We start from the raw sequence: 23,903 nt of genomic DNA, 5'->3' as shown, positions 1-23,903 counted from the left end.
TGAGTTTTAATCTCATTCCCCACATATAGAAAAAATCCTATAGTACTTTTTCTATAAATATCATTACTAGCTCTGGATCAATTTGAGTACCTGCGATCTTTTTCAGATTTTCTATAATCACTTCTTTTGACAAAGCAGTTCTATAATTTGTTTCCCTGGTCATAGCCTCATATACGTCTGCTATAGCAATAATTCTTGATTGGAGAGGTATTTCTGTTCCTTTTAATCCTTTAGGATATCCCATTCCGTCCCATCTCTCATGGTGAGAAAGCACATATTTTGATATTTCAGACAGACCTTCTGTAGTGTTAAGAATCCTATATCCTACTTCTGCGTGACTCTTAAATTGCTCCAATTCCTCCTCAGTTAGCTTTCCAGACTTTTTCAATATATCATCCTTTATAGCTATTTTACCTATATCATGGAGCAGGGCAGCTGTTTTAAGTTCCCCAATATCAGTTTCATTCATTTTAAGAGCTTTGCCAATCTCTACACATATATCTGCGATTTTACGGGAATGTACTTCCTCGGTTTTGTTTTTCTCATTAAGATTATTAATTATAGCCTCAAATGTTTTTCCCATTATGCCTGGCCTTTGAAGTAACTTTGTCTTATACATGTTATCTTCAGCTTTTTTTAGTATATTTTCTATTTGCTCCCCTTTGTGAGTTTTAACCTCATATCCAAAAGCTATAGATATTTCAGCAAAGCCAACCTTTTCTCCTGCAGCCTTACTCTTAATATCTCGAAGAATGCTTTCTACTTCCACTGATCCTGTGCTTGGAAGTAAAATAACAAACTCGTCCCCCCCAATTCTTGCAACAACACCATTTTTTCCACAAACCGTTGTTATAATATTAGCGGCCTTTTTAATAAGTTCATCCCCCATAGCATGGCCCAAGGAATCATTCAACAACTTTAGCCCATTCACATCAGCCATAATAATTGTCAAAGGATAGTTGCCATCAGTATCGATCCTTCTGAGCTCTTCATCAAAATATCTTCTGTTATATAAACCTGTAAGCTGGTCGTGATAACTTAAGTAAATAACCTCTTCATTTATTTTTTCCAATTCTATAGTTCTCTCTTTAACCTTATCTTCAAGAGTGTTTATAAAATTATGAAGCTGGTCTGCCATATTATTAAAGGCAGTTGATAACTTCCCAATCTCATCATTTCTAAATACTCTTGCTCTATATGAAAAATCACCTTTTGAAAACTTCTCTGTGACATTTATTAAATCGTAGATAGGTTTTAGAATAAGCTCAATATTTTTCCTATAGATCATTATAGCTAACATAAGAGCTATAGCCGATAATATTGTAGAGAATCGAACACTTTTTACAAAATCTATTGTAAATTGACTTTCAGGAATAGATGTAATAATAAGCCAATCTAATCCTTCTCTATTAAATTTGGTTATTGTTACATGAAACTTATCATTCTCTCTCTCTATTACAAAATTGTTATTGGAATCTGTTTTGTACCTTTCATATGCCTCTGATACAGATTTGTTATTCATCTCCCCTATTGATATTCTCTTGGTTTTGCCTTCTGGTAGAGTTTGAAAATTAGATTTTTCAAGTGAGTTGGCAACAAGCTCTCCTGACTTTCTTTCTATAATATAGGCAGTAGCTTTCCTATCTTTTGTTATTCCCTTTAAAAAGCTGTTGATTCTTGAAAGGGTTATATGGGTTCCCAATACTCCTTCTAATACACCTGCATTGTTATAAATAGGATAAGCAGCTGAAATAGCTAAATCGTTCATTACAAAATGTCTATAAATAGGTGAGAATACAGGCTTTTTTGCTTCTTTGGCAATTGTATACCAGTCTCTTGTACGTGGGTCAAACTTTTCGGTCTTCTCCATAAACCTTCCTGCTGTTAAATCTTTAGTGGTGGAATAATAGTAGGAGGATCCACCTGTTGATTCATTGTTTTCTATAACTTCAACATCATTATTTAAATTTCTTCGTGCTCCGTAATATTCTCCACTTTCAGTACCATAGCTATAACTATAAATATATTTTTTATGTGCTTCCACTACTCCAGCAAAATAGCTATCTCTTTGGTCTTTGTTATTTATATCTAAAATACTTCTTTTAAACAAATTATAATTAGTTTCATTAATATTTAAAGGTTCATTTATAAACTCATCCATTTTTTGCAAAATGCTTTCATTTGTATCCTTTTCCTCTTGTGAAACAACCCTATCTAAGGTATTTTTCCAATTTGAATATACAAAAAATCCTATTATGCTAAATGTAATTACAATAATCACTATAAATGAGATAATGATATTAAATCCAATTTTTCCTTTCTTATTACACATTTTTATCCCACCCTTTTACTTATATTTATATACGAAAATGGTATACTTTTGCCGTAATTTGACATAACTTGATTTCATTTTACTATAAGATTAGTGAATTTACTATACAAATGTATTTATTTGTAATAATTTAAATGCATAAACATTTAAACTATAATGTGAAAAAGCCACTGGTTAAAAACGAGGTCCCTGAAAAAGCTCCGCTTTTTCAAGGAACATTGAATTTAGTCCTAAAAAAAGCACGAAATATTTCAGCATTTTATGAAATACTTCGTGCTTTTTTCTTTTTTATGTGCCACTTAAAGCTTACTGCTCCGTTAGGAGCTTTATGATCCGCTTGATGTTAACAGTAAATATCGTAAGTGCTCCTTGCATCTGCATGCCAATTAAGCCCGACGATACTGCTACATCATAGCCGTGCTGATGCTTGAGTTCACTATTTTTAGCTTCAATCATATATCTTTCTCTTGCTCGTTGCTTAAAATATTCCGTTTCTTGAAAAGCCATCTGCTCTTTATGAATATCCGATTTTATAGATACAGAATAGGTTTTAGATTTGGAACCTTCTTTGTAGCAACCATCTCGTTGTGAGCAATACTTACATTTTTTAACATCAAAGTAGTACGTAGTAACTTGATTTTTACTTTGGCCTTTCTTGCCCTGTCGGGCTTTTCTTATAGCCATATGCCCGGCAGGGCAAACAAACATCCCAGCATCCTTGTTGAATTGGAATTCATCCTCTTTCTTACGACTTCCACACGAAACCATTGGATTAAGCTTTGAAATTAGTGTTATTTCATTTTCTTTTACATACTCTAAATTTCCTTTTTCTGAATAAGCAGTATCACCAATTATATCATCAACTATTATACCTGCTTCTTGACTCTTTTCGATCAAGCTTTGAAGTTCCTTACCATCAGTTTTTTCTCCTGTTGTAATGACAGCACCTGTGATGATACGTTCTTCACTCATCGCAGTGTGTGTTTTATATCCAAAGAATGAGGAATCCTCTGTCTTATGTATACGGGCGTCCTCGTCCGTTGAGAGCGTTAAATGCTCAAGATCATCTTCAATAGCCTCATTCAAATAATTGAGTCGTTGTTTAACCTTTTCATATACTGCTAGCTCAGGTGTAGATTCCACAACATTTACTAAGTCTTTACAATATTCAATAATCTCCTCAAGTTTATCGCTTGTTATTTTTTGAGGAAATTTTTCTTTCATTTCACTATTGATTGTATAAATCTCTTTTCTTAAGGATTTTGCTCGTTCCAGTAAAACCTCTTGAGCAGACTTCTGGTTATATCTTGCCTTAGTATGTGTGGCATCAACAATAAGAGTTTTGCTTATCAAAACTCCCTTAGCAATAGCGATTTCTACTGTTTTCTTGATTAATAAGTCTAGTAAGTTCATATCTTTTAAGTGCAGCTTTCTAAACTTTGTTAATGTACTAGGATGAATTAAATTGACTTCCTCTGGCGCTAAGTTTAAGAAGTACTTAAATGACATATCGTACAGTGTTCGTGATACTACATCCTCATCGGATAATTCATAGGTAGCCTTTAATATAAGATACTTAAATAGCATTATAGGATCCTTAGCACCACGTCCCATTTCGATACTATAGTTTTCCAGTAGTTCATTGTAGATGAACGAAAAATCAACTAAATCATTAAGCTTTCTTAAAAAATTGTCCTTTGGAATTATAATGTCATACAATCCTTGATAAGCACTCACTACAAATTGCTGTTGACCCTTTATCATCTAATTCATCCCTCTCAATCAATAATATAAATTATTTCTAAGTTATATATTCGACGTATCTCTCATAAATCCTTTTTGTTAAGGTCTTTTATGGATGAAAAAGTAAAAACGCCATCACTTTTGTGATGACGATTCAACATTGCCAGTTTTTCAGTGGCCTCGTTAAAAACCAGTGACTTTTTCTCTTACTACAGAGTATCATCAAGAAGCTTTTCCGAAAAATATCTGCCAAGATACACACCACTGGCAGCCGCCTGAGATAAGGAATAGGTTATTCCGGAGCAATCCCCTAAAACATAAAGTCCTTTTTCTTTAGTCTCGAAGTGTTCACTAGTATTGATCTCCGGTTCATAGAATTTTCCATCAACTCCATACAATAGAGTGTCTTTATCAATTTCTGTGTCTATCAGCTTTTCTATTGATTGAAAGGTTCCTAATAATGTATTTATATAAACTGTTGGTATTTCGTCATATAAGTTTCCACCATCACCTTCAAGAGTGGCCTGAATACCGTTTTTAATAAGTTGTTCCTTAGTTGTTTGTCTATTCTTCATTAAATCTTCAAGTCTTTGGATAACTATTCTTCCTTCTTCTTTATTTATAGATTCTATTATACCTCTAGCATATTTTTTGGCCTCATAAGGTGATGAAAAGTACTTAGGTACAAAAATGGAGAAGTTTAGATTGAAGCTAGGGTTATTTGTTTCAAGATAATTTTGTCCGTCTGCCATAACAAGGCCTTCTTGATACTTTTTGACTACTCTTCCATTAGGGTTCATGCAATAGGTCGTAGCAGAAAACTCCTTTTCCTCATAGCCAATCTTAGTTTCAAAGGAGTTTTTTAGAATAGAGTTCAGCTGATCTCCCTTCATTTCAACCCTTATCCCTAAATCTACCCTGCTTTTACAGGGTTCAATATTAAAAGATTTGCAGTATCTTAAAAATTGATCTCCGCCGCTAATGCCGGTAGCTAACACAACTCGTTTAGATTTAAAAACATTCTCCTTACTATTTAGGCTGAATACATTATCCATTTTATCTATAGATGTTATGTCTGTTTCAAACTTCATATCAACCCTGTTTTCAAGATATAAGTACATTCTATTTAGAATTTCATATGATAAGGCAGTCCCTAAATGTCTTACTTTTGTAGTTAATATTCTACAGTTATTTTCTTTTGCCCTTCTACTAAGGGCTTCATTTTCTGTACTATATAATTTAACTTTATCTGCACCAAAGGAACATAAGATTTCATCCACATATTCCATTAAATTTATTGCCTTTTCACTGCCTATTTTTTCGCCTAAATGACCCCCAAAATCATTAGTATAGTTAAACTTACCCTCAGATCTACCCATACCTCCAAAGCCTTGAAGCCTATTGCATATTTTGCAATCAACACATTTTTTACTTAATTCCTTTTCAATTGGGCATATTCTATCTGCGGGTTTTCTCCCCTTTTCTATCATCAGTATTTTCAATTTTGCTTCTGCCTGCAGCAGAGTATATGCAAGAAAAATCCCACTTACTCCTGTACCCACTATGGCTATATCGTACATATATCTATCCCTTTCATTATACGTATTTTTAAATTAGAAAAGAACTCCTTTAATCACAATTAAGAGAGTTCCATTCATTAATTTCTATTTGTAGTCCTTCTTTTAAACCCTCCATTACTTATGGCAGGTTCATCTTCCTATACATTGTATCATATAACATAAACCCATGCTATATTATATCTTAAACCTTGAAATTTAATAATTTCAACATACCTTAACAAAAAATCACCAGAACTTAAATCTGGTGATTTTAAATATCTTATTACAACTTCATTCACTTTATCTCTAGAGAGTATTAACTTTCAGTTACTGATATAAGGGTAATTTTTAGCGATTTGCTAGTTTATAAATCTGATAAGCACCCTCTTTGTCAAGTACCTTAAAACTTCCCACAGTACGTTTACCATAGAACACACATCGTTCAGCCAGTTTACGTAATGTCTCTTCGCTTTGTACGCCAATACCTAGTTCTGTAAAGCAAGTTGGCATACCCAATGATGCAAAGAATCCAACTGTTTCTTCTATTACTGCACGCGCAGTTTCTTCAACAGTACTTTTCTCAATTCCCCATACATTTTTACCAAATTGAGCAAAACGTTGAGGTTTAGCTTCATAACAATACTCTGCCCAGGAACCCCAAATTGTAGAAAGGCTGGCTCCATGAGCTACATCAAACATACCGCTTAATTCATGACCAAGCTGGTGTGGAGCAAAATCCGTATCTGCGCCAAGGCCAGTAAGTCCATTGTGTGAGATACTGCCGCACCACATCAGTTCGCTCATTGCCTGATAATCATGTTGATCTTTCTTAGCAATTTTTCCGTTTTTAATCACAACACGTAAGAGTGATTCAGCTATTTCATCTGTAATCTCGTTGCCTTCAGTTAGAGTGAAATAGCGATCTAATGTATGCATCATGATATCAACGATACCGCAGGAGATCTGATAAGGCATTAAAGTATGGGTCAATTCAGGATTCATAATAGCAAACTTTGGTCTATTAAATTCAGTGCTGTATCCAATCTTTGTACCTGTTGCTTTGTCAGTAAGCACCGCCGAATCACTAGTCTCACTTCCTGCTGCTGAAATAGTAAGAACTACTCCTACCGGTGTGCTTTTAGTAAGAGTAACTTCTTCTGTCCAATAGAGCCAAATGTCTGTTTCTGGGTTTGGAAGGCCATGTGCGATTCCTTTTGCAGTATCTATAACACTTCCACCGCCAACAGCAAGTATGAAATCAGCATTAAATTCACTTGCCTTTTTTATCCCCATTTTTGCAAAAGACAGGTGTGGATTTGGAGACACGCCGCCAATAGCAGTGGAGGAAAGACCACCTTTTGTAAGTGATTGTTCAACCCTTTCAAGTAGCCCACTTTTCACTACGCTTCCTCCGCCATAAACAATCAATACACGAGAACCACCATGTTTTTTAATGGCGTCTGCTACTTTCAACTCAGCATCTTTCCCAAAAATAACTTCTGTAGGTGAATAATAATTAAAACTCTTCATATATATTGAAACCCTCCCTTATATGATGTAGTTAAATCGCTTATGGAATTCCACAACGATTAACCTTACTAAATTTTTAGACCTTAGGCTTCTACATTTTCTATACTTTTTTCGAAGGCCTTCATCATCAGCATTGCAACTGCAGCCCCTGGATCAAGTAAAGTTTTTGAAGCTTCTCCTCTGGTTGCTGCTCTACCGTGAACCGCAATCATGTTTGCTGTATTTTTAAAGCCTTCTTCTGCTGCAGCTGCAGCTTTTTGAGCTCCAGTTGAAAGGGAATCTCCCTGCTGCACAGAAGCTCTTAGTGCTTCCACTGCTGGAAACATGCCATCTAGAAAAGTTTTTTCACCAATTTTTGCTTTTCCTCTGTTTGATACTCCATCCATAAAGGACTGAAATAACTCTATAATCTCTAAATTATTAAGCTCTGTTTTACCCTTTAAAACCTTACCGGAATTCATAAATCCTGAAGCCATTAAAGTACCCATTGTTGATGGTACAGCAGTTGACATAGCTTTACCGCTGCTGTATAGGAGCTTGCCAATATCACTGCCATCAAAGCTTTCTGCTGCTTTGTAAGCCGCCGCAAAACCATCACTCATAGTTAGACCTAAATCACCATCACCAACAACACTATCAAGGTCTATTAAATAATCTTTATTATCTCCCATAATTTCCATTAGTAATTTTAATAGTTTATTAAGACACTTATTATCCATTTTCATGACTCCTTTTGCACTGTGCTATTACAATTGTTTGAAGAATGGTGTGCATGCTGGCTGCTCCATTAACTCCTTCAATTCATCATCAAGCTTGAATAAAGAAAGAGAAATACCAGCCATCTCTAACGCAGTAGCATATTCACCAACATAAAAGCGATGTACTTTGATATTTTTACCAGTCAAATACTGACTGATGCGGCGTGTAACTATATACTGTTCATCCAAAGTAGTTGCACCTAACCCATTTACCAGTACATCAACTTCGTCACCATCAGCATATGGAAGATCCGCAACAATTTTCTCTAACATTTCATCAGTTATTTTATCCGCACTTTCCAATTTTCCATGTCTAATACCTGGCTCTCCATGTATTCCCATACCAATTTCCATATCATCTTCTCCAATGCTAAATCCAGGTCTGCCTACACGAGGAACAACGCAAGATGAAAGTGCAACACCCATGGTCCTTATGTTAGCAGCTGCTTTTTCTGCAATACGTTTAACTTCTTCTAATGTCTTCATTTTACTAGCTGCTGCTCCTGCACATTTGTATACAAAGAATATACCAGCAACACCGCGGCGTGTACTTTTTTCACCTGGTGCAGATGGAGCTGCAGAAGCAACGTCATCTCCGGCCACTACGCTTAATACCTTGATATTTTCCTCAAAATCTGCCATCTCAGCAGCCATATCAAAATTAAAAATATCTCCGTTATAATTACCGTAGATATAGAGTACCCCTGCACCAGAATCGATTGCTTTTGTTACTGCCAACATTTGCTCCGCACTTGGAGATTGAAATACGTCTCCAACAGAACAACCGTCTAACATTCCCTTTCCAACATACCCTAAGAATAATGGAAGATGTCCAGAACCTCCACCGGTAGCAATTCCAACCTTACCTTCAACTTTATTTGCTGTTACAAGACAGTGAACATCATCTGCTGTATAAGTGATTAAATCACTATGGGCAACATAAAGACCTTCTAGCATTTCTTTTACATAATTTTCCGGTTGGTTGATAATTTTTTCATTATTATTACCTCCTAAATTTGATTAGATTTTCTTCAATGATGGCTTTTCCAACCATCACTACAATTAAGAGAAGTCCCCATACGAAAGTTTTGATAAAAGAGTTAAATCTTAAAATATTAAAGGCACTAGAAATTAATTGTAAAATGATAACTGCTAAAACAACACCGGTTACCTTTCCTCTTCCCCCTGAAGCAGCAACTCCACCAAGTACAACTATAAGCAGAGTTAGTAGTATATAAGAGGAACCGTAATCGGACTTTGCAGAACCATAGTGAGAGATAATGATTATCCCAGCAATTGCTGCCAATATTCCTGATAGCATATAGGTAAGCAGTGTCACCTTCAAATTATTGATTCCAGAATATCGTGATGCCAAGGGGTTAGTGCCCATAAAATATAGTTCTTTTCCATAAACAGTGCATCTAAGAATAAAGTTTAAAACAATAGCAATTACTATGAAAATAATCAAAGCAAAGGGTAATAAACCTATAGAGCCGTTGCCAATCTTTTGAATAGAATCTGGTAAACCAGTAATAGCAGGCCCTTTAGTAATTACAACACCCAGCCCGGTGTACAGCTGACCTCCACAAAGTGTCACCAGCATAGCCGGTATTTGCAGCTGTCCTATTAGATAGCCATTAAATAACCCACAAAATACTCCGATTATAATTGCCACAATAATGCCAATCACAATGGAGGTTTGAGTTTTCCCCATGCTAATAATGACTACAGAGGCAACGATACCAGATAAATTAGCTATGCCAACTAATGACAAATCAATGCCTCCAGCAATCATACAAATCATCATACCAAAGCAAAGAATTCCAAATTCAGGAAACTGAAAAGCCATTGAGCTTATGTTTCTATTCCTCAAAAACTCAGGAGTAATAAAAGCCATAACCACAACAATAGCAACAGCAATTCCCAATAGTGTTATGATGTTTTTATCACAGCTTTTGAGACTGCTTTTTAATTTTTCCATCTGTTTAAACCTCCTATATCTTAGGACTTAGGGCGATTTTCTTTGCTCTAAGAGAAGTGATTGATGTACCAATTACAATAATCAAGCCAACGGCAAAGGTCTGCCAATAATTTGGAATACCTAACATAATAAGATTGTTTGATACTAGACCAATTAACAGTACACCTAGCACCGTACCTATAACCGTGCCATGTCCTCCGGTAATTCGAGTTCCACCGATTACAACAGCTGCTATTACCATCATTTCCGCTCCCATAAGGTTGGAAGGATGAGCATTCCTCATAAGTATCGCATTACTGATACCAGCAATTCCCGTCAAAAAACCAGTAAACATATAAATAATAAACTGTGTTTTAATTACGTTAATACCAGCAATTCTTGCAGCGTTTGAATCGCCGCCTACAGCATAGATTTTTCTACCTAACATGGTATATTTCAAAATCCAGTGTATAAAAAAACAGAGTAGGATTGGTAAGATTATAAAAATTGTCATTGTTGATTTTCCGCCTGTGGCGTTTTGGATAGAGAATAAAAATTTATGTGATAATGCATCAACTGCAGAGGGAATATTAGATATATCTCTTCCTCCGCTGTATGCCAAGGTTGTACCATTCGCAAGACTGCTTGTCCCTAATGTGGCAATAAGTGCAGGAATTTTGAATTTACCAATCAATAATCCGTTAATTACTCCCCATGCAAATCCCAATAAACCGGATAATACAAATGCAAAAACAATGCTGTTAATATGATAAATATTCATAATTGAAATGGTAAAATATAAAGAGAAGCACGCAATGGCCGGAAAAGATACATCAATTCCGCCGGATATGATAATAACCATCTCGCACAGGGCGAAAATCATGGTAATAAGTATAGATCGTGCGGTGCCAAACACTGTGTCTATAGTAAAAAATGCTGGATTAACAAGTCCGATTAGTAATGAAAGAATCAGAATAATATAGACAACAAACATTTCATTTGTAGTTAAGTTTTTTTTGGAGAAAATTCCTTTCATCATGCTCCCTCCAGTTTAGTTTTTCCGTTAAGCATTTCCGCCAGTTCGGATTCGGTAGTTTGTGAACTATTAATTTGAACGCCAACAGCTCCTCCACTCATAACAATAATCTTGTTACAGTTTTGAACAAGCTCAGAAAGATCGTCAGAAATAATAATGATACCAACGCCATTTTCAGCAAGCTGATGTAAAATCTTATGAATATCTGATTTTGCTCCTATATCTACGCCTACAGTTGGGCCATTTAAAACAAGTAAATCTGGATGAGTATTCAACCACTTAGCAATAACTACTTTTTGCTGATTTCCCCCAGAAAGAGTTTTAATCAAAGGCTCGGAAGACAGTGCAACAATATTAATGTCTTTGATCCATGTTTCCGTAGCTTTCTTCATCTCACCATACCAAAGTCTGCCACCTTTAAAATACTTTTTAATTGAAGCTGCAATGGTGTTATCAGCGATAGATCTCTCCAAAAACAACCCTTGTGTCAGCCTATCCTCAGGTACATACGCAAATTTATGATTAATTGCATCTCCAATATTTTTGATGCATATTTCTTTCCCATGTAAAAATATTTTTCCTGAATCCGCTGGCATAATTCCGAACAAGGCATCCGCAATTTCGCAGCGTCCAGAGCCCAAAAGGCCTGTAATACCTAACACATCTCCTTTTTTCAGGCTAAAGTTAACGTCTTGAAAAGCACCTTCTCTTGACAGATGCTCCAGTCTTAAAATTTCATCACCTACTTCAGAAGGACGATAGTTACTATCCTCAATGTTTCTTCCAGTCATATATTTCACAAAGGTAGGTCGGTCAAAATCTTTAATGTTTCCTGTGGCCACGTTTGCCCCATTTCGTAAAATGGTAAGCTGATCTGCAATACCATAAACTTCTTCTATTTTATGGGTAACAATAATAATTGCTATACCTTTGTTTTTCAGGTTTTCAATAATTGTAAATAGCTTATCTACTTCTTTAGCAGTTAGTGCTGTAGTCGGTTCATCAAGAATAAGCAGCTTAGCATCTTCTAGAATCGCCCTACAAATAGCCACCATTTGTTTATTTGCAACAGATAACCGTTCCACTAAAATTTCTGGATCCATATGTGCGCCAATCTGTTCCATGGCCCTAAGTGCAATTTCTCTACTTTCTTTCCAGCTCATAAACTTTTTACCGGTTTGTACTGCTTTATTCATGGCAATATTTTCTGCCACTGTTAGGTTAGGAAACACAGCAAAATCCTGATAAATAACCTGAATGCCTAATCGAATTGCATCAATTGGGCTAAAATCTTTAATTAAATTTCCCTCAATATATATTTCTCCTTCGTCTGCAGCGTGAACACCAGAAATTACCTTAATCAATGTAGATTTTCCGCATCCATTTTCACCAGCTAAACAATGTACCTCTCCCTTTTTTACAGTTAGGTTTACTCCCTTAAGTGCCTTAACACCGCCGAAGGATTTTTTGATTCCTTTTAACTCAAGGAAAACTTCTTCCATTCTCATCCTCCACCTTCATTTTTTTTTTAATATAAGCCTCATGATGATATTACCATGAGGCTTATATTATTTAGGTATTACAAATTAGAAGTTTAATGATGGATCGTCCACATTAGTTTTATCAACGTCAACCCAAGCCTTACCGGTGAATACTTTGTCTTTTAATTTAAGGCTCTCATAACCCTTTACACCAAGGTTAATACCATCTGAAACCTTTTCTCCAGATAGAATCTTTGCAGCAAGAACGTTCATAGCGTAACCTGCATCTGCTGGATCCCAGAATGAAATCATGTCAATTGTACCTGATTTTATATATTTTCCAGAAACAGATACTAGGGATGTCCCAACAATTTTAATCTTACCAGAACGTCCTGACTCTTCAACAGCAAGTGCAGCACCAGCTACATCTCCCATTGCACTACCCTGTATAGCTGCTATGTTAGGATTTGACTTTAAAACTTCTTTTACCTTGTTGTAGGAAACAGATTGATCGTCTTTGGTTTCAATCCTATCACCAAAAATTTTCATATCTGGGTACTTTGTTTTCTGTAATGCTGCGGCTGAGTCTGTCCACTGTTTGTGAGATTGTGAGGTCAAGGCACCTACTTCTTGAATATACTCTCCTTTTCCCCCTGTTAACTGACCTATCTTGTCCATAAAATGTTGTCCATAAGCTTCGTTGTCAAAGGCTTCAATATCATAGTCTATATTTTTCATTCCTGCAGCTTCATGAGTGATAACTAAAATACCAGCATCACGAGCTTTTTTAAGAACAGGTTCAAGAGCTTCAGTTGAAAATGGTACAACACAAATTGCGTCTACTTTCTTTGCAATTAAGTCTTCAATTACCTGTGCCTGAAGTGCTGCGTCACCAGTAGCTGGACCAGTATAATAGGCATCCATGCCTGTATCCTTGGCATACTTGTTAACTCCTTGCTCCATTCTTTGGAACCAAGCAATACTTGTCAACTTAGGAACTGTCGCAATTGTAAACTTTTTCTTTGTTTCAGATGTCGCCTTTTTGTCCGGAGTTGAAGAAGTTTGAGTTGTTCCGCAAGCTGCAAGACTTAAGGTGAAAATCAATGTTGTTAGTAAAGATAAGATCTTTTTCAAAATAATCCCCCCTCTTATTATTATAATTTTCTTATTAAGATATCCTTTACCTCTTTGAATTTAAATTACCATATATTGTAAATGTTGTCAATAACTATACACCTTCTGGTTTTATCACATAGTACCTTGTTAATATTAAATAAAATGGAATAAAACTAAAACTCATGATTAAACTAATGGAAATGGGATAATGAAAGGAATAAAATAGATGTTTTTGAAAGTAGAAAATTTGAAGAAAAGCTATAAGACAGCAGATGTAACTACCACAGTTCTAAAAGGTGTAGGAATGAATTTAGACAAAGGCGAGATTGGAGTGATACTTGGTCCTTCTGGTTCCGGGAAATCAACTCTTCTTAATATTATAGGTGGAATTGACAGATGCGACTGCGGTACTGTTTTAGTAGATAATATTGAAATTACTAAACTAAATGATATTGAACTCACAGATTACAGAAGGAAAAATATAGGCTTCATATTTCAGTTTTATAACTTAATACCTAATCTGACTGTAGGAGAAAATATAGAGGTTGTTTCAAACATAAGCAGCTCCCCGTTAAATATTGATGAAGTTTTAAAGGCGGTAGGTATGCTTGATAAAAAGTATAGATTTCCAAAAGAATTAAGCGGCGGTGAGCAGCAGAGAGTTTCTATTGCGAGAGCAGTAGTTAAAAATCCAAAACTTTTATTATGTGATGAGCCTACCGGTGCACTTGATTTCTCAACCTCCAGGGATATATTAAAGCTTCTTCAAAAAATCAACAAGGATTTTGGATCAACCATACTTATGATAACCCATAACAATGCAATCAGTGCTATGGCTAATAGAGTTTATAGGGTAAGAAGTGGGGAAATCCTAGAGAGCTCAGTTAACAACACAATTATTCCTGCAGAAAGGATTGAGTGGTAATGATTATAAATAAAAAAATTAAAAGAACTATGCTGGAAAGCAAATCTCAATACCTTGGCTCATTATTGCTTATTATTTTTAGCTGCCTTCTTTTTACGATGTTTAACTTAGTCTCTGTGAATTTGTCCGGGCTGTTATCTTCCTTTGAAAGAGACTACAAACAGGAAGATGCAAACTTTATGGTTAACAGAAGATTAGATAATATTAAGGCCTTAGAATCAAATTTTAATATGAGCATGGAGGAAACAAAGTCCTTTGATTATTCCATATCAAAGACTAAAACACTGAGAATATTCAGAGAAAATGCCAAGGTTGATATACCTGCAATAACTGAAGGTAAAGCTCTAAGCGGACGCGGTATTCTTATTGATCCATCCTATGCTAATGCTAATAAATTAAAGATTGGTGACATCATAAAAATACATGATCAGAATTTTACTATTTCCGGCCTTATGTCTCTGCCAAATTATATATATCCATTAAAATCAGAGTCAGATATTATGAATGATCCAAACAGTTTTGGTATTGCGGTAATAGGAAAAGATGATTTTAACAATCTAAATAGAGGGAATAGTTTTTATGCAGTAAGATTTAATGGTGATAGAAGCAATTTAGATTATAAAATATCTCAACTTAAGGATTACTTAAGGAGTGAAAATGTTGTTATCCTGAGCTGGATGAACGTAACCGACAATTCAAGAGTGACCTATATGACTGCAAAGCTTGCTGGAATTGATAAGATGAGCTCCTCCATGCCTGTAAGTATACTGATTCTCACCTGCATTCTAACAGGTATAGTAATGTGGAGAATGTTAAAGAGAGAAGCTGTTATTATAGGAACACTTTATGCACTAGGTTATACAAAAAAAGAAATTATGAAACATTATCTTCTATATCCTTTGACCATTTCATTATTAGGCGGCATATTTGGTACTATACTTGGAACCATAACCTTGAGGCCCATGATTGGATATTATGTGTCCTATTTTAATATACCTGTAGGCTCTCTAAGCTTTAATGTAAAATATATCATAATGAGCATTTTGCTTCCGGTAATATTTTTAATTATATGCAGCTATTTTGTTGTAAATAAGTCACTTAAAGATTCTCCCGTCGAGCTTATGAGAGGCGGAAAGGATAAGGATAAGATTGGATTTATAGAGAGAAATCTGAAGCTTGATAAACTAAGTTTTAATAATAAGTTTAAAATAAGAGAATTGCTTAGAAGTATACCAAGAACTGCATTTCTTTTACTTGGCATTATTATGGCAACTATGCTGCTTTTAATGGGATTTATGGCAAAGAGTTCTTTAGACTATCTAATGAAAAATTCCTTTAGTGAAGCCTTTAAATATAATTATCAATATGTATTCAACTCTGTTCAAAATGGTAAACCTGAAAAAGGTGAAGCTTTCTTCGAAATACCCTTTGCACTGGAATCAGATAACAAGCTAACTTTCACGGTGTATGGTGTAAGTGCTGACTCTAAGTATATTTCCTTTAAGGATAAAGCAGACAATGTGCTAAAGTCCGATAAGGTTATTATGACAAGACCTTTAGCTGATAAGCTTAATATAAAGCCAAAGGATACTGTTAAAGCTGTTAACAGGCTTGATTCAAAATCCTACAAAATAATCGTTGACGGTATAGCGGAAACTTATGTAGGTAGCTATATTTATATACCTCTTGATAAACTTAATGCTATGCTGAACTTCCCAAGTGGCAGCTACACTGGGCTGTGGAGTACAGAAAGATTGGATATTCCAGAAAACAGATTACTGGCCACTGTAACCGTTGATGATATGAGAAATGCCTTTAATACAATGACAAAGCCACTTCAGGTCGTTATTGGCGGTATAGCTTTTATGTCCTTTATAATTGGCCTTATAGTGATATATGTTGTTACTGCTCTTACAATAGAGGAAAATAAGGAGAATATATCCCTTATGAAAGTCTTAGGCTACAAAAATAAGGAGGTTTATTCTCTCATTCTAAACAGTTCTTCCTTTATAGTTGTGCTGGGCTATATCCTTGGAGTACCACTGCTTCTTGCATCCATGCGTGCCCTATTTAAATCAATAACTAAAGACATAAGTGTATCCTTTCCGGTAACTATAAATTACATTTATGTTTTAGTTGGTTTTATAGTAATATACTTAACCTATGAACTATCAAAGTTATTAAGCAGGAGAAAGATAAATAAAATTTCTATGGTTGAAGCTTTAAAATCTCGGATGGAATAAACAGATTTTTATGCATAAAAAATCAAGGGTTAGAGTATAAACTTCACTCTAGCCCCTAATTAAATAACCTCATTCAAATCAATATCTATATAAGGTATTTTAATAGTAAATATAGTTCCTTTTCCTAATTCACTTTTAACACTTAGCTTTCCTTTATGTTCCTTTATTATTTGATAACATACATTAAGTCCTAGTCCTGTACCTGTTTTCTTCGTTGTAAAGAATGCTTTTCCAATCTTTTTAATTGTTTCAGCATCAATTCCTTTTCCATTATCTGATATCTTAATAAAAACTTCCTTATTCTTTTCATCTAGTCCTGTGCTAATATGTAAGACTGGATTTACTGTTTCTTCCATAGCCTCTACAGCATTTTTATAAATATTAAGGATTACTTGTCTAATTTGTGTTTCATCGCAAAGTATATACCTTTCATCATGATTCAGATCTAGAATTACCTTTACATCATTTAACTGTGAGGATGTCTCTATTGTACTCTTCATTGAGAAAATCAAATCATTGAATCCAATTTCCTCCAAATCTGTTTGTCGCGGCTTTGATAGATTGAAAAAATCCGTAATTATTCTGTTTACCTCATTTGTGCTGGCATTTATCTTCTTTGAATATTCCTTTATTTTCTCATCATCAGCATATAACTCTATCAATTGACTATTTCATTTTATTGTTGTAAGAAAATTACGGGTTTCATGGACAATGCTTGCCCCCATTTGCCCTAATAGAGCCAATTTCTCTTGATTTATTAGCTTTAACTGTTCTTCTTTCATCTTTGATATATCTTTTACAACAGTCAATAAACCAATTTTTTCATCATATATATTTGTGATGACAGATGTAGTTAGCTGAATATGTTTTTTATTTCCCCTAGGCGTTGTAATTACACAATCATTCACATCATCCCTAAAGTTATTTATATTGAACATATCATTAGCTTCCATGGCACTAAAATTTGTGATATCATTTAGTTCCTGTATCTTAGTTCCAATAATATCTTTATAATCAATTTCTACTAAATCAGCAAAATAATTATTGCAAGCAACAATCTCTCCTATATAATCTATTACCATTGTAGATAGTGCTACAGCATTTATTATTGTTTGAGCCTGTAAATTCAAATTTTTGATTTCCTGCTCCTGTTTCACATCGCTTGCCAATATTAAAGTTCCACTCTTAATTTTGTGAGCAGTAACAAGAACCTTTATCTCCTGATCATTTGAATCTAAGTAAGTTCTAATGATATTTTTTGTATCATCTTCACCATTAGCTATCCTAATAGGTAAAGTATTCTCTGATTCATTCCCCACCTTCCGTATTAAATTCAGTATTTCTTTATCATTTAACCCTAAAACACTCTCTTTTGAATATTTAAACAACTCCTCAAATTTCTTATTTACAAAATCTATATTGTTATTGCTATTGTGCGTATGAATGGAAATAGATATTGCATTAATTATGTCTGAAAGCCTTTGATTATTCTCTCTTTATCATTATCCCTACTAGCCTATGTAGTAATTTACACAAATTTACTTGGAATTTATTACAAACATTATATATCATTTCACAAAGTCTTTCAAGAATCTTATCTATTATCGAAAAATCTCCATATTTTCACGTTTTTTTCTTATCCAGTTGCATAATACAACCGGATAGAAGTTAACATATAATATTGAATCTGAAAAAACTTAATGATACAATTACAACTAATTCCATTAGGCAAGCGAGGTGCTATTAATGACAAAGGTTTATTTTAAAGCTATTAATTCCTATTCAAAAACCAATGAAATAAACGCAGCTGCTGTACATTTACTTCAGACTATTGAAGTAAAAGAAAGTGTTGAACTTAATAGGTTTATACCCCTAAAGGTTCATTTAGGCGAAAAAGGTAACAAAACCTTTATTGAACCAAAGAATTTTGAAGGAATAATAGACTACTTAACTGAAAGAAATATAGATACAGCTTTTATTGAAACTAACGTGTTGTATAAAGGCCAAAGAAATACAATTAAAAATCATCTTAGAGTGGCGAAGGAACATGGCTTCACAAAAATTCCTGTGGTAATTGCAGATGGAGAAGTTGGCGAAGATTATGAACTTGTTGAAATAAAGAAGAAGCACTTTGATCGTTGTAAGATTGCTGGAGCAATTGCAAAAGAAAAACAAATAATTGTTTTAAGCCATTTTAAAGGTCATGCTTTAGCTGGTTTTGGTGGTGCTATAAAGCAACTTGCTATGGGATGTGCATCGAAGGGCGGCAAGTTGGATCAACATGCAAATTCCATACCAAAAATAAGCAGATTAAAATGTAAATCCTGTAATACCTGTGCTGCAAAATGTCCAGAAAGTGCAATAATTGTTGACACTAAAGCTAAGATAGATAAAAACAAATGCGTTGGCTGTGCCTCATGTATGGCCATATGTCCCTATGGAGCTATATCAAATAGTTGGCTGGCATCCTTAACAAAATCTTTTAATGAAAGACTAGCTGAATATGCTTATGCCGCATCAAAGGGGAAGAATAATATATATATTTCTTTTGCTTTCAATATAACTAAGAATTGCGATTGTGAAGGCCATCCTATGGAACCTGTGGCCAAGGATATAGGTATTTTTGCTTCTACTGACCCAGTGGCCATAGATCAAGCCTGTCTAGATATTCTTGACAAAAATGAAGGCAGGATAGTCTTCAAAAGAGGTCGCAGCACTCTAGAATATGCTGCTAGCATCGGTTTAGGCAGCAGAGAATATGAATTGATAGAGTTATAATAGTTATAAGTATGTATTACTATTAAATTTATATATTTCATCAAACGCTATTTAAAAATCCAAGATACAGTTTTTAACATAATATGCGCTGGCTTAGGAATTTAAATCCTCTCTACCAACGCATATTCAATCCAAATATAAGAACTTCTAAAGTTTCAAAGACTAACCCTATTTCTCCCACAATTTTTAGCTCTATAAAGTGCGTCATCTGCTAAATTAATCAACTTTTCAGGTGATAGATTTTCGTTAGGTATAGCAGAAGCAATGCCTATAGAAACAGTAACAATTTTGTACTTCTCTGAACCCTGGTGTACAATACCTAACAGTTCTATGTTTTTCCTTAAGTTTTCTGCCATGGATTTTGCCTTTTCTAGATCTGAATTTGGAATTAAAACAATAAATTCTTCCCCACCATACCTTGAGACAATGTCATTTGATTCCTTTACAACATTTTTAATCTCCTCTGAAATACGTTTTAGGCATTTATCTCCACTTAAATGACCATAAATGTCATTATATCTTTTAAATTTATCTACATCTATCATAAGAATTGATAGAAAGCTTTTACTCTCCTCACAACTTTTCCATTCTTTTATAAGAAGCTCATTGAAATAACGTCTATTATATATATTAGTTAAGAAATCAATTTTCGATGCTTTGTCTACTGAACGACGAACGCAGTTAAGTTTGTTTCCTATCATATCTGAGATTCTTGTTATTCTTTTAGTTTGTTCGAGAAGGGCCTTATACTCTTCAACAAGATTTCTATATAACTCTTTATCCTTATCAGTTTCAATAATATTATCTTCTAATGCTGAAATTGCATTCTTAAGAACTTCATCCTCTCTTGCAAAAATTGAATTCATGCTCTTCCCCCCAATTGATTGTTTTCCTTTATCCTAATTTTTTAACAAACTTGTTATCCTATCAATTTTTACTTAAACTCTTTTTTATTATACAATTTAAAATAGCTATTTTGTATAATTTAGATTACACTACATCATATGAATATTATACCATATGTTACAAAGTTAATATGTTGGATTTTTCTTTAACTTAGTATTTAAATAAAGTATATTAGACTTTTATACAATTAATTTAATAACAGATTTTTCAATAATATACCTAAAAAGAATAAATACTTTCTAGTATCGTTCTGATGGGGCTAACACCTAACAGAATGCTATATCATACTATATTATAGAGGTTCTTTTAACTGAGGTATTTCAAGTTTAACTTGTAACTTTCTTAGAAAAGAAGAACTTAGTAAATGGAGGTAGTACTTATGTTTAGACAACAACCAAGAGTTCCACAGAACTGTCCCCCAGCCTTTCAAGGCCGCTATACAGTTCTTCCTGGGGACACTTTTTTTACAATCGCTCAAATATTCAGAGTAAGAATAGAAGTACTTGCGGTAAATAATCCTCATATCACAAATCCTAATCAATTATTCCCGGAAGATGTGCTTTGTGTACCTAGCTTTATACCTTACCCATGCTGTACTATTTTATATCCTCGTATAAGTGTGCCCTTTGGAACAAATGGAGTAGCTAATGTGAATTTTGCTCCTAGGGGAGGTCAGGCTATAAGCTTTGCGGCAACGCTGCCACATCCTACAACCTTCGGTAACTTTGATATGTATACTGGTGAAATATCTATACCTGGCATTGGAGGCTTCGGTAATCAGTTATATGGAAATCCTCAGGATCCACCAGTTTGGTCAACTAGGATTGATCTTCCTACTGCTGCATCAATTATGCCAAACTCATTTCTAGTAATACGACCTTTTAATTCAGTAACCGGGCGATCAGGTGCTATTATATTGGAAAGCATAATTCGTAGTGGAAATTGTCAGTCTCAACAGTAAATACCAAATGCGTTGGCTTAGAAAGTTTTATCTTATTTGCCAACGCATATTTACACTTGATGATTCGGTATTTAATCATGTTGTTGATTTCTTCTACTTAAAGATTCATATGTAAAGTTTATGTTAGACTTCAAAATCCAGTGTAGTTTCTGGATTTCATTACTAACATCTTTGGATTTAAAAAACAACATACTTATAGCTTCCCATAAAAAAATCCATCCTCCTATGTTAACCCCTTCTAAGATTGTGTTGAGTAATATGCTTTTATTAAATTTAGTTTCCAAATCAAAGCCTATAGTAAGTAGTAGTATAGATATGAGCACATATATAACTGTATCTATATTAGAAGACTTCATGTTAGATTCCTTAGCTTTAATTCTCACTAGACAGTATCTTTTCAGGGCAAGAATTATTGCTTCTTCCTTTAGTTTATCTCTTTCTTCTCCAGTAATATGAAAAGTTATACCTATACTATTTTTACTTGGAAAGCTAGCAAAGCTATCCTTTAAATATAACTGTATATTTTTATTGATATTTCTTGTTTTTAACGGAGAGTTATCGAGGTTATCAAAAATATCCCTGTACTTCTGAACCTTAAGATTGACTATATAATGTAGTGCACTATTCTCAATATGCTTTACTTCATTTAAATAGTTTTCCCCTCTCATTACAACTCTCCTATTTTAGAACATAATATATCTATATTTTATATGATGATGACCTCTTTTTTATGCACATATAACCAGAGTTTATTCCTCAATTTTCTTTCCGCAGCTAATACAGAATTTTGCATTAGCATTTAGTTTTTCTCCACATTCCGGACAATGCTTTGATGAGGTTAACTTTTCGCCACAATCAGGACAGAACTTTGAATTTTTCTCAAGAGAACAACCACATTTAGGGCAACTTGCACGGATAACATCCTTCCAATTTTCCTTATCCAGTTTTTTATCTTCCTCTGCTATCTCAGCATGAGCCCATACTTCTTCAACGGAACGACTGGCTTGGGCTGCAGACATTTCAACACCAAGATCCGGAGCACAATCCTTACAAAGACCTTTATTGTTATTCCAGCATCTTTCTTTGCATACCCAAGATTGGCATTTTGGACATTGTATAAAATCATTCTCTACTTCTTTAACAGCTTCTACAAAGGCATCATCATGTGACTTTTCCCATGCAGCAGAATGTACACGATTTGTTAAATCTGCTGTCTTTTGAAAAATCCCTCCAAAAAAGCCGCTGGCAGCATCTAATACCTGAGATATAATACCTGTTGCAGAAGTTTTAAATCGAGTTCTATAACCTGTTCCACATCTATCGCAGTAAAATTCGAATTGGAATCCTTTATCTGTACTTAAGTCACTGTGATTTCTTACGAATTTAATTTTATCGCTCATTTTAATTCTCCTTAATTAGTAATTCTCTACATTATATGAGCAATAAGCACATAGATTTCATTAAAAATGCTTTCATGTGAGCTTCTAGTTGAAATAAATGAAATAGTACTTATAATATTAGTTTATGGAACAATATGGTATAATAATTTTATACATAAAATCGATTGATGTATAGATTATATACAATATGTGAGGAGTGATACTAATGATATCAGCAGAGTTAAAAATAGGACGAACCTTTGGAATCAGATTTGAACACGGAAAGGATTTCATGACTGAACTTGAGGAATTCTGTAGAGTGAATAATGTTAAACAAGGGTATGTCCCTTTCTTCTTTGGAGATTTTAGTGAAATAAACATAGTTGGTACCTGCAGCAAGGTAGAACATCCAGAGGCACCGATGCTAAATTCACCAGCATACTTCGAAAATGTGGAGACCTTTGGCTGTGGCACAATAGCATACGATAAGGAAGCTGGGACAATACTTCCCCATTTCCATATAAGTATTGGAAGCAGACTTAACTCTGCTACAGCGCATACCAGCCACTTTATCAGCGGAAAAGTTCAATTCCTTATTGAAATGATGCTAGTAGAAGTCCTATCTCCTTCAATGGAACGAATTTTAGATGAAAATGTATTTAATCTTAGACTTTTAAGCTTCCTTTAAGTGTAATTTGTTTACCAATTAGTCAACTTAAAGATAAGAACTAGAAAGTATATTCTGTAAGGATAGAGTTTTGCAAAGAACTCTATCCTTCTTTACTTATTTCTTCTCTTTCTTTTTTCTTTAATCCTTTAAACACTAAATCATAAGAAATGTCTATAAGCATTTCTACAATTTTATCCTCCAGTGATCCATCCAATTCTACAGTATTCCAATGAGTCTTATTCATATGATATCCTGGCTTTATAGCTTCATATTCTCTTCTAAGATCCTGTAACATCATAGGATCACATTTTAAATTTACTTTTAGTTCTTTATCTTTAATATTTGTTAGTGCAAACATTTTGCTACCCACTTTAAATACTAATGTTTCATCATCGAAAGGGAAATCCGCACATACTCCTTTTTTGCTTAAACAATAATTTTTTAACTGCTGTAGATTTATCATTAGATCATTCCTTTTCACATTTATTTTCCTTTGTAACCTTCTTTTAACTTTTGTATATGCTGA

The 23,903-nt window shown here is 34.2% G+C and carries 20 protein-coding genes and 1 pseudogene; 5 read left to right on the top strand and 16 right to left on the bottom strand.

The features are described 5' to 3' along the window. Positions 1-37 precede the first annotated feature (37 nt). From CLMAG_RS30730 to CLMAG_RS10495, 10 genes are all read right to left on the bottom strand, one after another. The gene (locus CLMAG_RS30730; protein WP_082831880.1) at positions 38-2,332 is read right to left on the bottom strand and encodes an HD domain-containing phosphohydrolase; all 2,295 of its coding nucleotides are present in this window, start codon (positions 2,330-2,332) and stop codon (positions 38-40) included. Between the two features lie 306 nt (positions 2,333-2,638). Further along, entirely contained in the window at positions 2,639-4,096 is a 1,458-nt protein-coding gene (locus tag CLMAG_RS10535) for an IS1182 family transposase (protein WP_066621831.1), read from the bottom strand. 188 nt (positions 4,097-4,284) lie between these two features. Next, positions 4,285-5,655 (bottom strand): NAD(P)/FAD-dependent oxidoreductase, encoded by a 1,371-nt coding sequence (locus CLMAG_RS10530; RefSeq protein ID WP_066621830.1) that lies wholly within the window; start codon positions 5,653-5,655, stop codon positions 4,285-4,287. A 327-nt stretch (positions 5,656-5,982) separates the two neighbouring features. Then, positions 5,983-7,164 carry an iron-containing alcohol dehydrogenase gene (locus CLMAG_RS10525; RefSeq protein ID WP_066621829.1) on the bottom strand — a complete coding sequence of 394 codons (1,182 nt, stop codon included), beginning with the start codon at positions 7,162-7,164 and terminating at the stop codon, positions 5,983-5,985. A gap of 83 nt (positions 7,165-7,247) precedes the next feature. After that, entirely contained in the window at positions 7,248-7,883 is a 636-nt protein-coding gene (locus tag CLMAG_RS10520; protein WP_066621828.1) for a dihydroxyacetone kinase family protein, read from the bottom strand. A gap of 27 nt (positions 7,884-7,910) precedes the next feature. Continuing rightward, on the bottom strand, positions 7,911-8,879 hold the full coding sequence (locus tag CLMAG_RS10515) for a dihydroxyacetone kinase subunit DhaK (protein WP_066621827.1): 969 nt from the start codon (positions 8,877-8,879) through the stop codon (positions 7,911-7,913). Positions 8,880-8,925: 46 nt separating this feature from the next. Beyond that, positions 8,926-9,903, bottom strand: a complete 978-nt coding sequence (locus CLMAG_RS10510) for an ABC transporter permease (protein ID WP_066621825.1) — start codon at positions 9,901-9,903, stop codon at positions 8,926-8,928. 13 nt (positions 9,904-9,916) lie between these two features. Beyond that, the gene (locus tag CLMAG_RS10505; RefSeq protein WP_066621822.1) at positions 9,917-10,921 is read right to left on the bottom strand and encodes an ABC transporter permease; all 1,005 of its coding nucleotides are present in this window, start codon (positions 10,919-10,921) and stop codon (positions 9,917-9,919) included. After that, on the bottom strand, positions 10,918-12,420 hold the full coding sequence (locus CLMAG_RS10500; RefSeq protein ID WP_066621819.1) for a sugar ABC transporter ATP-binding protein: 1,503 nt from the start codon (positions 12,418-12,420) through the stop codon (positions 10,918-10,920). The genes CLMAG_RS10505 and CLMAG_RS10500 overlap by 4 nt, the downstream gene beginning before the upstream one ends. Before the next feature lie 84 nt (positions 12,421-12,504). After that, entirely contained in the window at positions 12,505-13,533 is a 1,029-nt protein-coding gene (locus CLMAG_RS10495) for an autoinducer 2 ABC transporter substrate-binding protein (protein ID WP_066621818.1), read from the bottom strand. 208 nt (positions 13,534-13,741) lie between these two features. Between CLMAG_RS10495 and CLMAG_RS10490 the strand changes: the two genes are divergently transcribed. Next, positions 13,742-14,440 carry an ABC transporter ATP-binding protein gene (locus tag CLMAG_RS10490; RefSeq protein WP_066621816.1) on the top strand — a complete coding sequence of 233 codons (699 nt, stop codon included), beginning with the start codon at positions 13,742-13,744 and terminating at the stop codon, positions 14,438-14,440. Continuing rightward, the gene (locus CLMAG_RS10485; RefSeq protein ID WP_066621814.1) at positions 14,440-16,683 is read left to right on the top strand and encodes an ABC transporter permease; all 2,244 of its coding nucleotides are present in this window, start codon (positions 14,440-14,442) and stop codon (positions 16,681-16,683) included. Before CLMAG_RS10490 ends, CLMAG_RS10485 begins: the two co-directional genes overlap by 1 nt. Before the next feature lie 59 nt (positions 16,684-16,742). Here CLMAG_RS10485 and CLMAG_RS10480 read toward each other — a convergent pair whose 3' ends face one another. Then, a complete protein-coding gene (locus CLMAG_RS10480; protein ID WP_066621810.1) occupies positions 16,743-17,345 on the bottom strand; it encodes a sensor histidine kinase in 603 nt (200 codons plus the stop codon). Positions 17,346-17,354: 9 nt separating this feature from the next. Then, positions 17,355-18,167 (bottom strand): annotated as a pseudogene (locus CLMAG_RS34690) (PAS domain S-box protein); the annotation flags it as partial. A gap of 262 nt (positions 18,168-18,429) precedes the next feature. Here CLMAG_RS34690 and CLMAG_RS10470 point away from each other — a divergent pair. Further along, the gene (locus CLMAG_RS10470) at positions 18,430-19,461 is read left to right on the top strand and encodes a DUF362 domain-containing protein (RefSeq protein WP_066621806.1); all 1,032 of its coding nucleotides are present in this window, start codon (positions 18,430-18,432) and stop codon (positions 19,459-19,461) included. Between the two features lie 155 nt (positions 19,462-19,616). On the opposite strand, the gene CLMAG_RS10465 is transcribed toward CLMAG_RS10470, so the two are convergent. After that, the gene (locus tag CLMAG_RS10465; protein WP_066621804.1) at positions 19,617-20,327 is read right to left on the bottom strand and encodes a diguanylate cyclase; all 711 of its coding nucleotides are present in this window, start codon (positions 20,325-20,327) and stop codon (positions 19,617-19,619) included. A gap of 419 nt (positions 20,328-20,746) precedes the next feature. Between CLMAG_RS10465 and CLMAG_RS10460 the strand changes: the two genes are divergently transcribed. Continuing rightward, entirely contained in the window at positions 20,747-21,328 is a 582-nt protein-coding gene (locus CLMAG_RS10460; RefSeq protein ID WP_066621803.1) for a LysM peptidoglycan-binding domain-containing protein, read from the top strand. Between the two features lie 71 nt (positions 21,329-21,399). Here CLMAG_RS10460 and CLMAG_RS10455 read toward each other — a convergent pair whose 3' ends face one another. Beyond that, complete coding sequence (locus CLMAG_RS10455) at positions 21,400-21,996, bottom strand: hypothetical protein (RefSeq protein WP_066621801.1); 597 nt, start codon at positions 21,994-21,996, stop codon at positions 21,400-21,402. 81 nt (positions 21,997-22,077) lie between these two features. After that, positions 22,078-22,728 carry a zinc ribbon domain-containing protein gene (locus CLMAG_RS10450; protein ID WP_066621799.1) on the bottom strand — a complete coding sequence of 217 codons (651 nt, stop codon included), beginning with the start codon at positions 22,726-22,728 and terminating at the stop codon, positions 22,078-22,080. 205 nt (positions 22,729-22,933) lie between these two features. Here CLMAG_RS10450 and CLMAG_RS10445 point away from each other — a divergent pair, with 205 nt between their 5' ends. Further along, positions 22,934-23,395, top strand: coding sequence for a PPC domain-containing DNA-binding protein (locus CLMAG_RS10445; RefSeq protein WP_066621797.1), 462 nt, complete (start codon positions 22,934-22,936; stop codon positions 23,393-23,395). Positions 23,396-23,477: 82 nt separating this feature from the next. Here CLMAG_RS10445 and CLMAG_RS10440 read toward each other — a convergent pair whose 3' ends face one another. Then, complete coding sequence (locus CLMAG_RS10440; protein WP_242873001.1) at positions 23,478-23,858, bottom strand: MmcQ/YjbR family DNA-binding protein; 381 nt, start codon at positions 23,856-23,858, stop codon at positions 23,478-23,480. Between the last annotated feature and the right edge of the window lie 45 nt (positions 23,859-23,903).

The sequence above is a fragment of the Clostridium magnum DSM 2767 genome, assembly GCF_001623875.1.
Lineage (GTDB): Bacteria > Bacillota > Clostridia > Clostridiales > Clostridiaceae > Clostridium_AM > Clostridium_AM magnum.
This window is presented reverse-complemented; position numbering and strand designations above follow the sequence as displayed.

Bases quoted from the DNA above. Each gene is read 5' to 3' on its own strand.
- CLMAG_RS30730 (WP_082831880.1), bottom strand. From the start codon at position 2,332: ATGTGTAATAAGAAAGGAAAAATTGGATTTAATATCATTATCTCATTT.
- CLMAG_RS10535 (WP_066621831.1), bottom strand. From the start codon at position 4,096: ATGATAAAGGGTCAACAGCAATTTGTAGTGAGTGCTTATCAAGGATTG.
- CLMAG_RS10530 (WP_066621830.1), bottom strand. From the start codon at position 5,655: ATGTACGATATAGCCATAGTGGGTACAGGAGTAAGTGGGATTTTTCTT.
- CLMAG_RS10525 (WP_066621829.1), bottom strand. From the start codon at position 7,164: ATGAAGAGTTTTAATTATTATTCACCTACAGAAGTTATTTTTGGGAAA.
- CLMAG_RS10520 (WP_066621828.1), bottom strand. From the start codon at position 7,883: ATGGATAATAAGTGTCTTAATAAACTATTAAAATTACTAATGGAAATT.
- CLMAG_RS10515 (WP_066621827.1), bottom strand. From the start codon at position 8,879: ATGCTAGAAGGTCTTTATGTTGCCCATAGTGATTTAATCACTTATACA.
- CLMAG_RS10510 (WP_066621825.1), bottom strand. From the start codon at position 9,903: ATGGAAAAATTAAAAAGCAGTCTCAAAAGCTGTGATAAAAACATCATA.
- CLMAG_RS10505 (WP_066621822.1), bottom strand. From the start codon at position 10,921: ATGATGAAAGGAATTTTCTCCAAAAAAAACTTAACTACAAATGAAATG.
- CLMAG_RS10500 (WP_066621819.1), bottom strand. From the start codon at position 12,420: ATGGAAGAAGTTTTCCTTGAGTTAAAAGGAATCAAAAAATCCTTCGGC.
- CLMAG_RS10490 (WP_066621816.1), top strand. From the start codon at position 13,742: ATGTTTTTGAAAGTAGAAAATTTGAAGAAAAGCTATAAGACAGCAGAT.
- CLMAG_RS10485 (WP_066621814.1), top strand. From the start codon at position 14,440: ATGATTATAAATAAAAAAATTAAAAGAACTATGCTGGAAAGCAAATCT.
- CLMAG_RS10470 (WP_066621806.1), top strand. From the start codon at position 18,430: ATGACAAAGGTTTATTTTAAAGCTATTAATTCCTATTCAAAAACCAAT.
- CLMAG_RS10465 (WP_066621804.1), bottom strand. From the start codon at position 20,327: ATGAATTCAATTTTTGCAAGAGAGGATGAAGTTCTTAAGAATGCAATT.
- CLMAG_RS10460 (WP_066621803.1), top strand. From the start codon at position 20,747: ATGTTTAGACAACAACCAAGAGTTCCACAGAACTGTCCCCCAGCCTTT.
- CLMAG_RS10455 (WP_066621801.1), bottom strand. From the start codon at position 21,996: ATGAGAGGGGAAAACTATTTAAATGAAGTAAAGCATATTGAGAATAGT.
- CLMAG_RS10450 (WP_066621799.1), bottom strand. From the start codon at position 22,728: ATGAGCGATAAAATTAAATTCGTAAGAAATCACAGTGACTTAAGTACA.
- CLMAG_RS10445 (WP_066621797.1), top strand. From the start codon at position 22,934: ATGATATCAGCAGAGTTAAAAATAGGACGAACCTTTGGAATCAGATTT.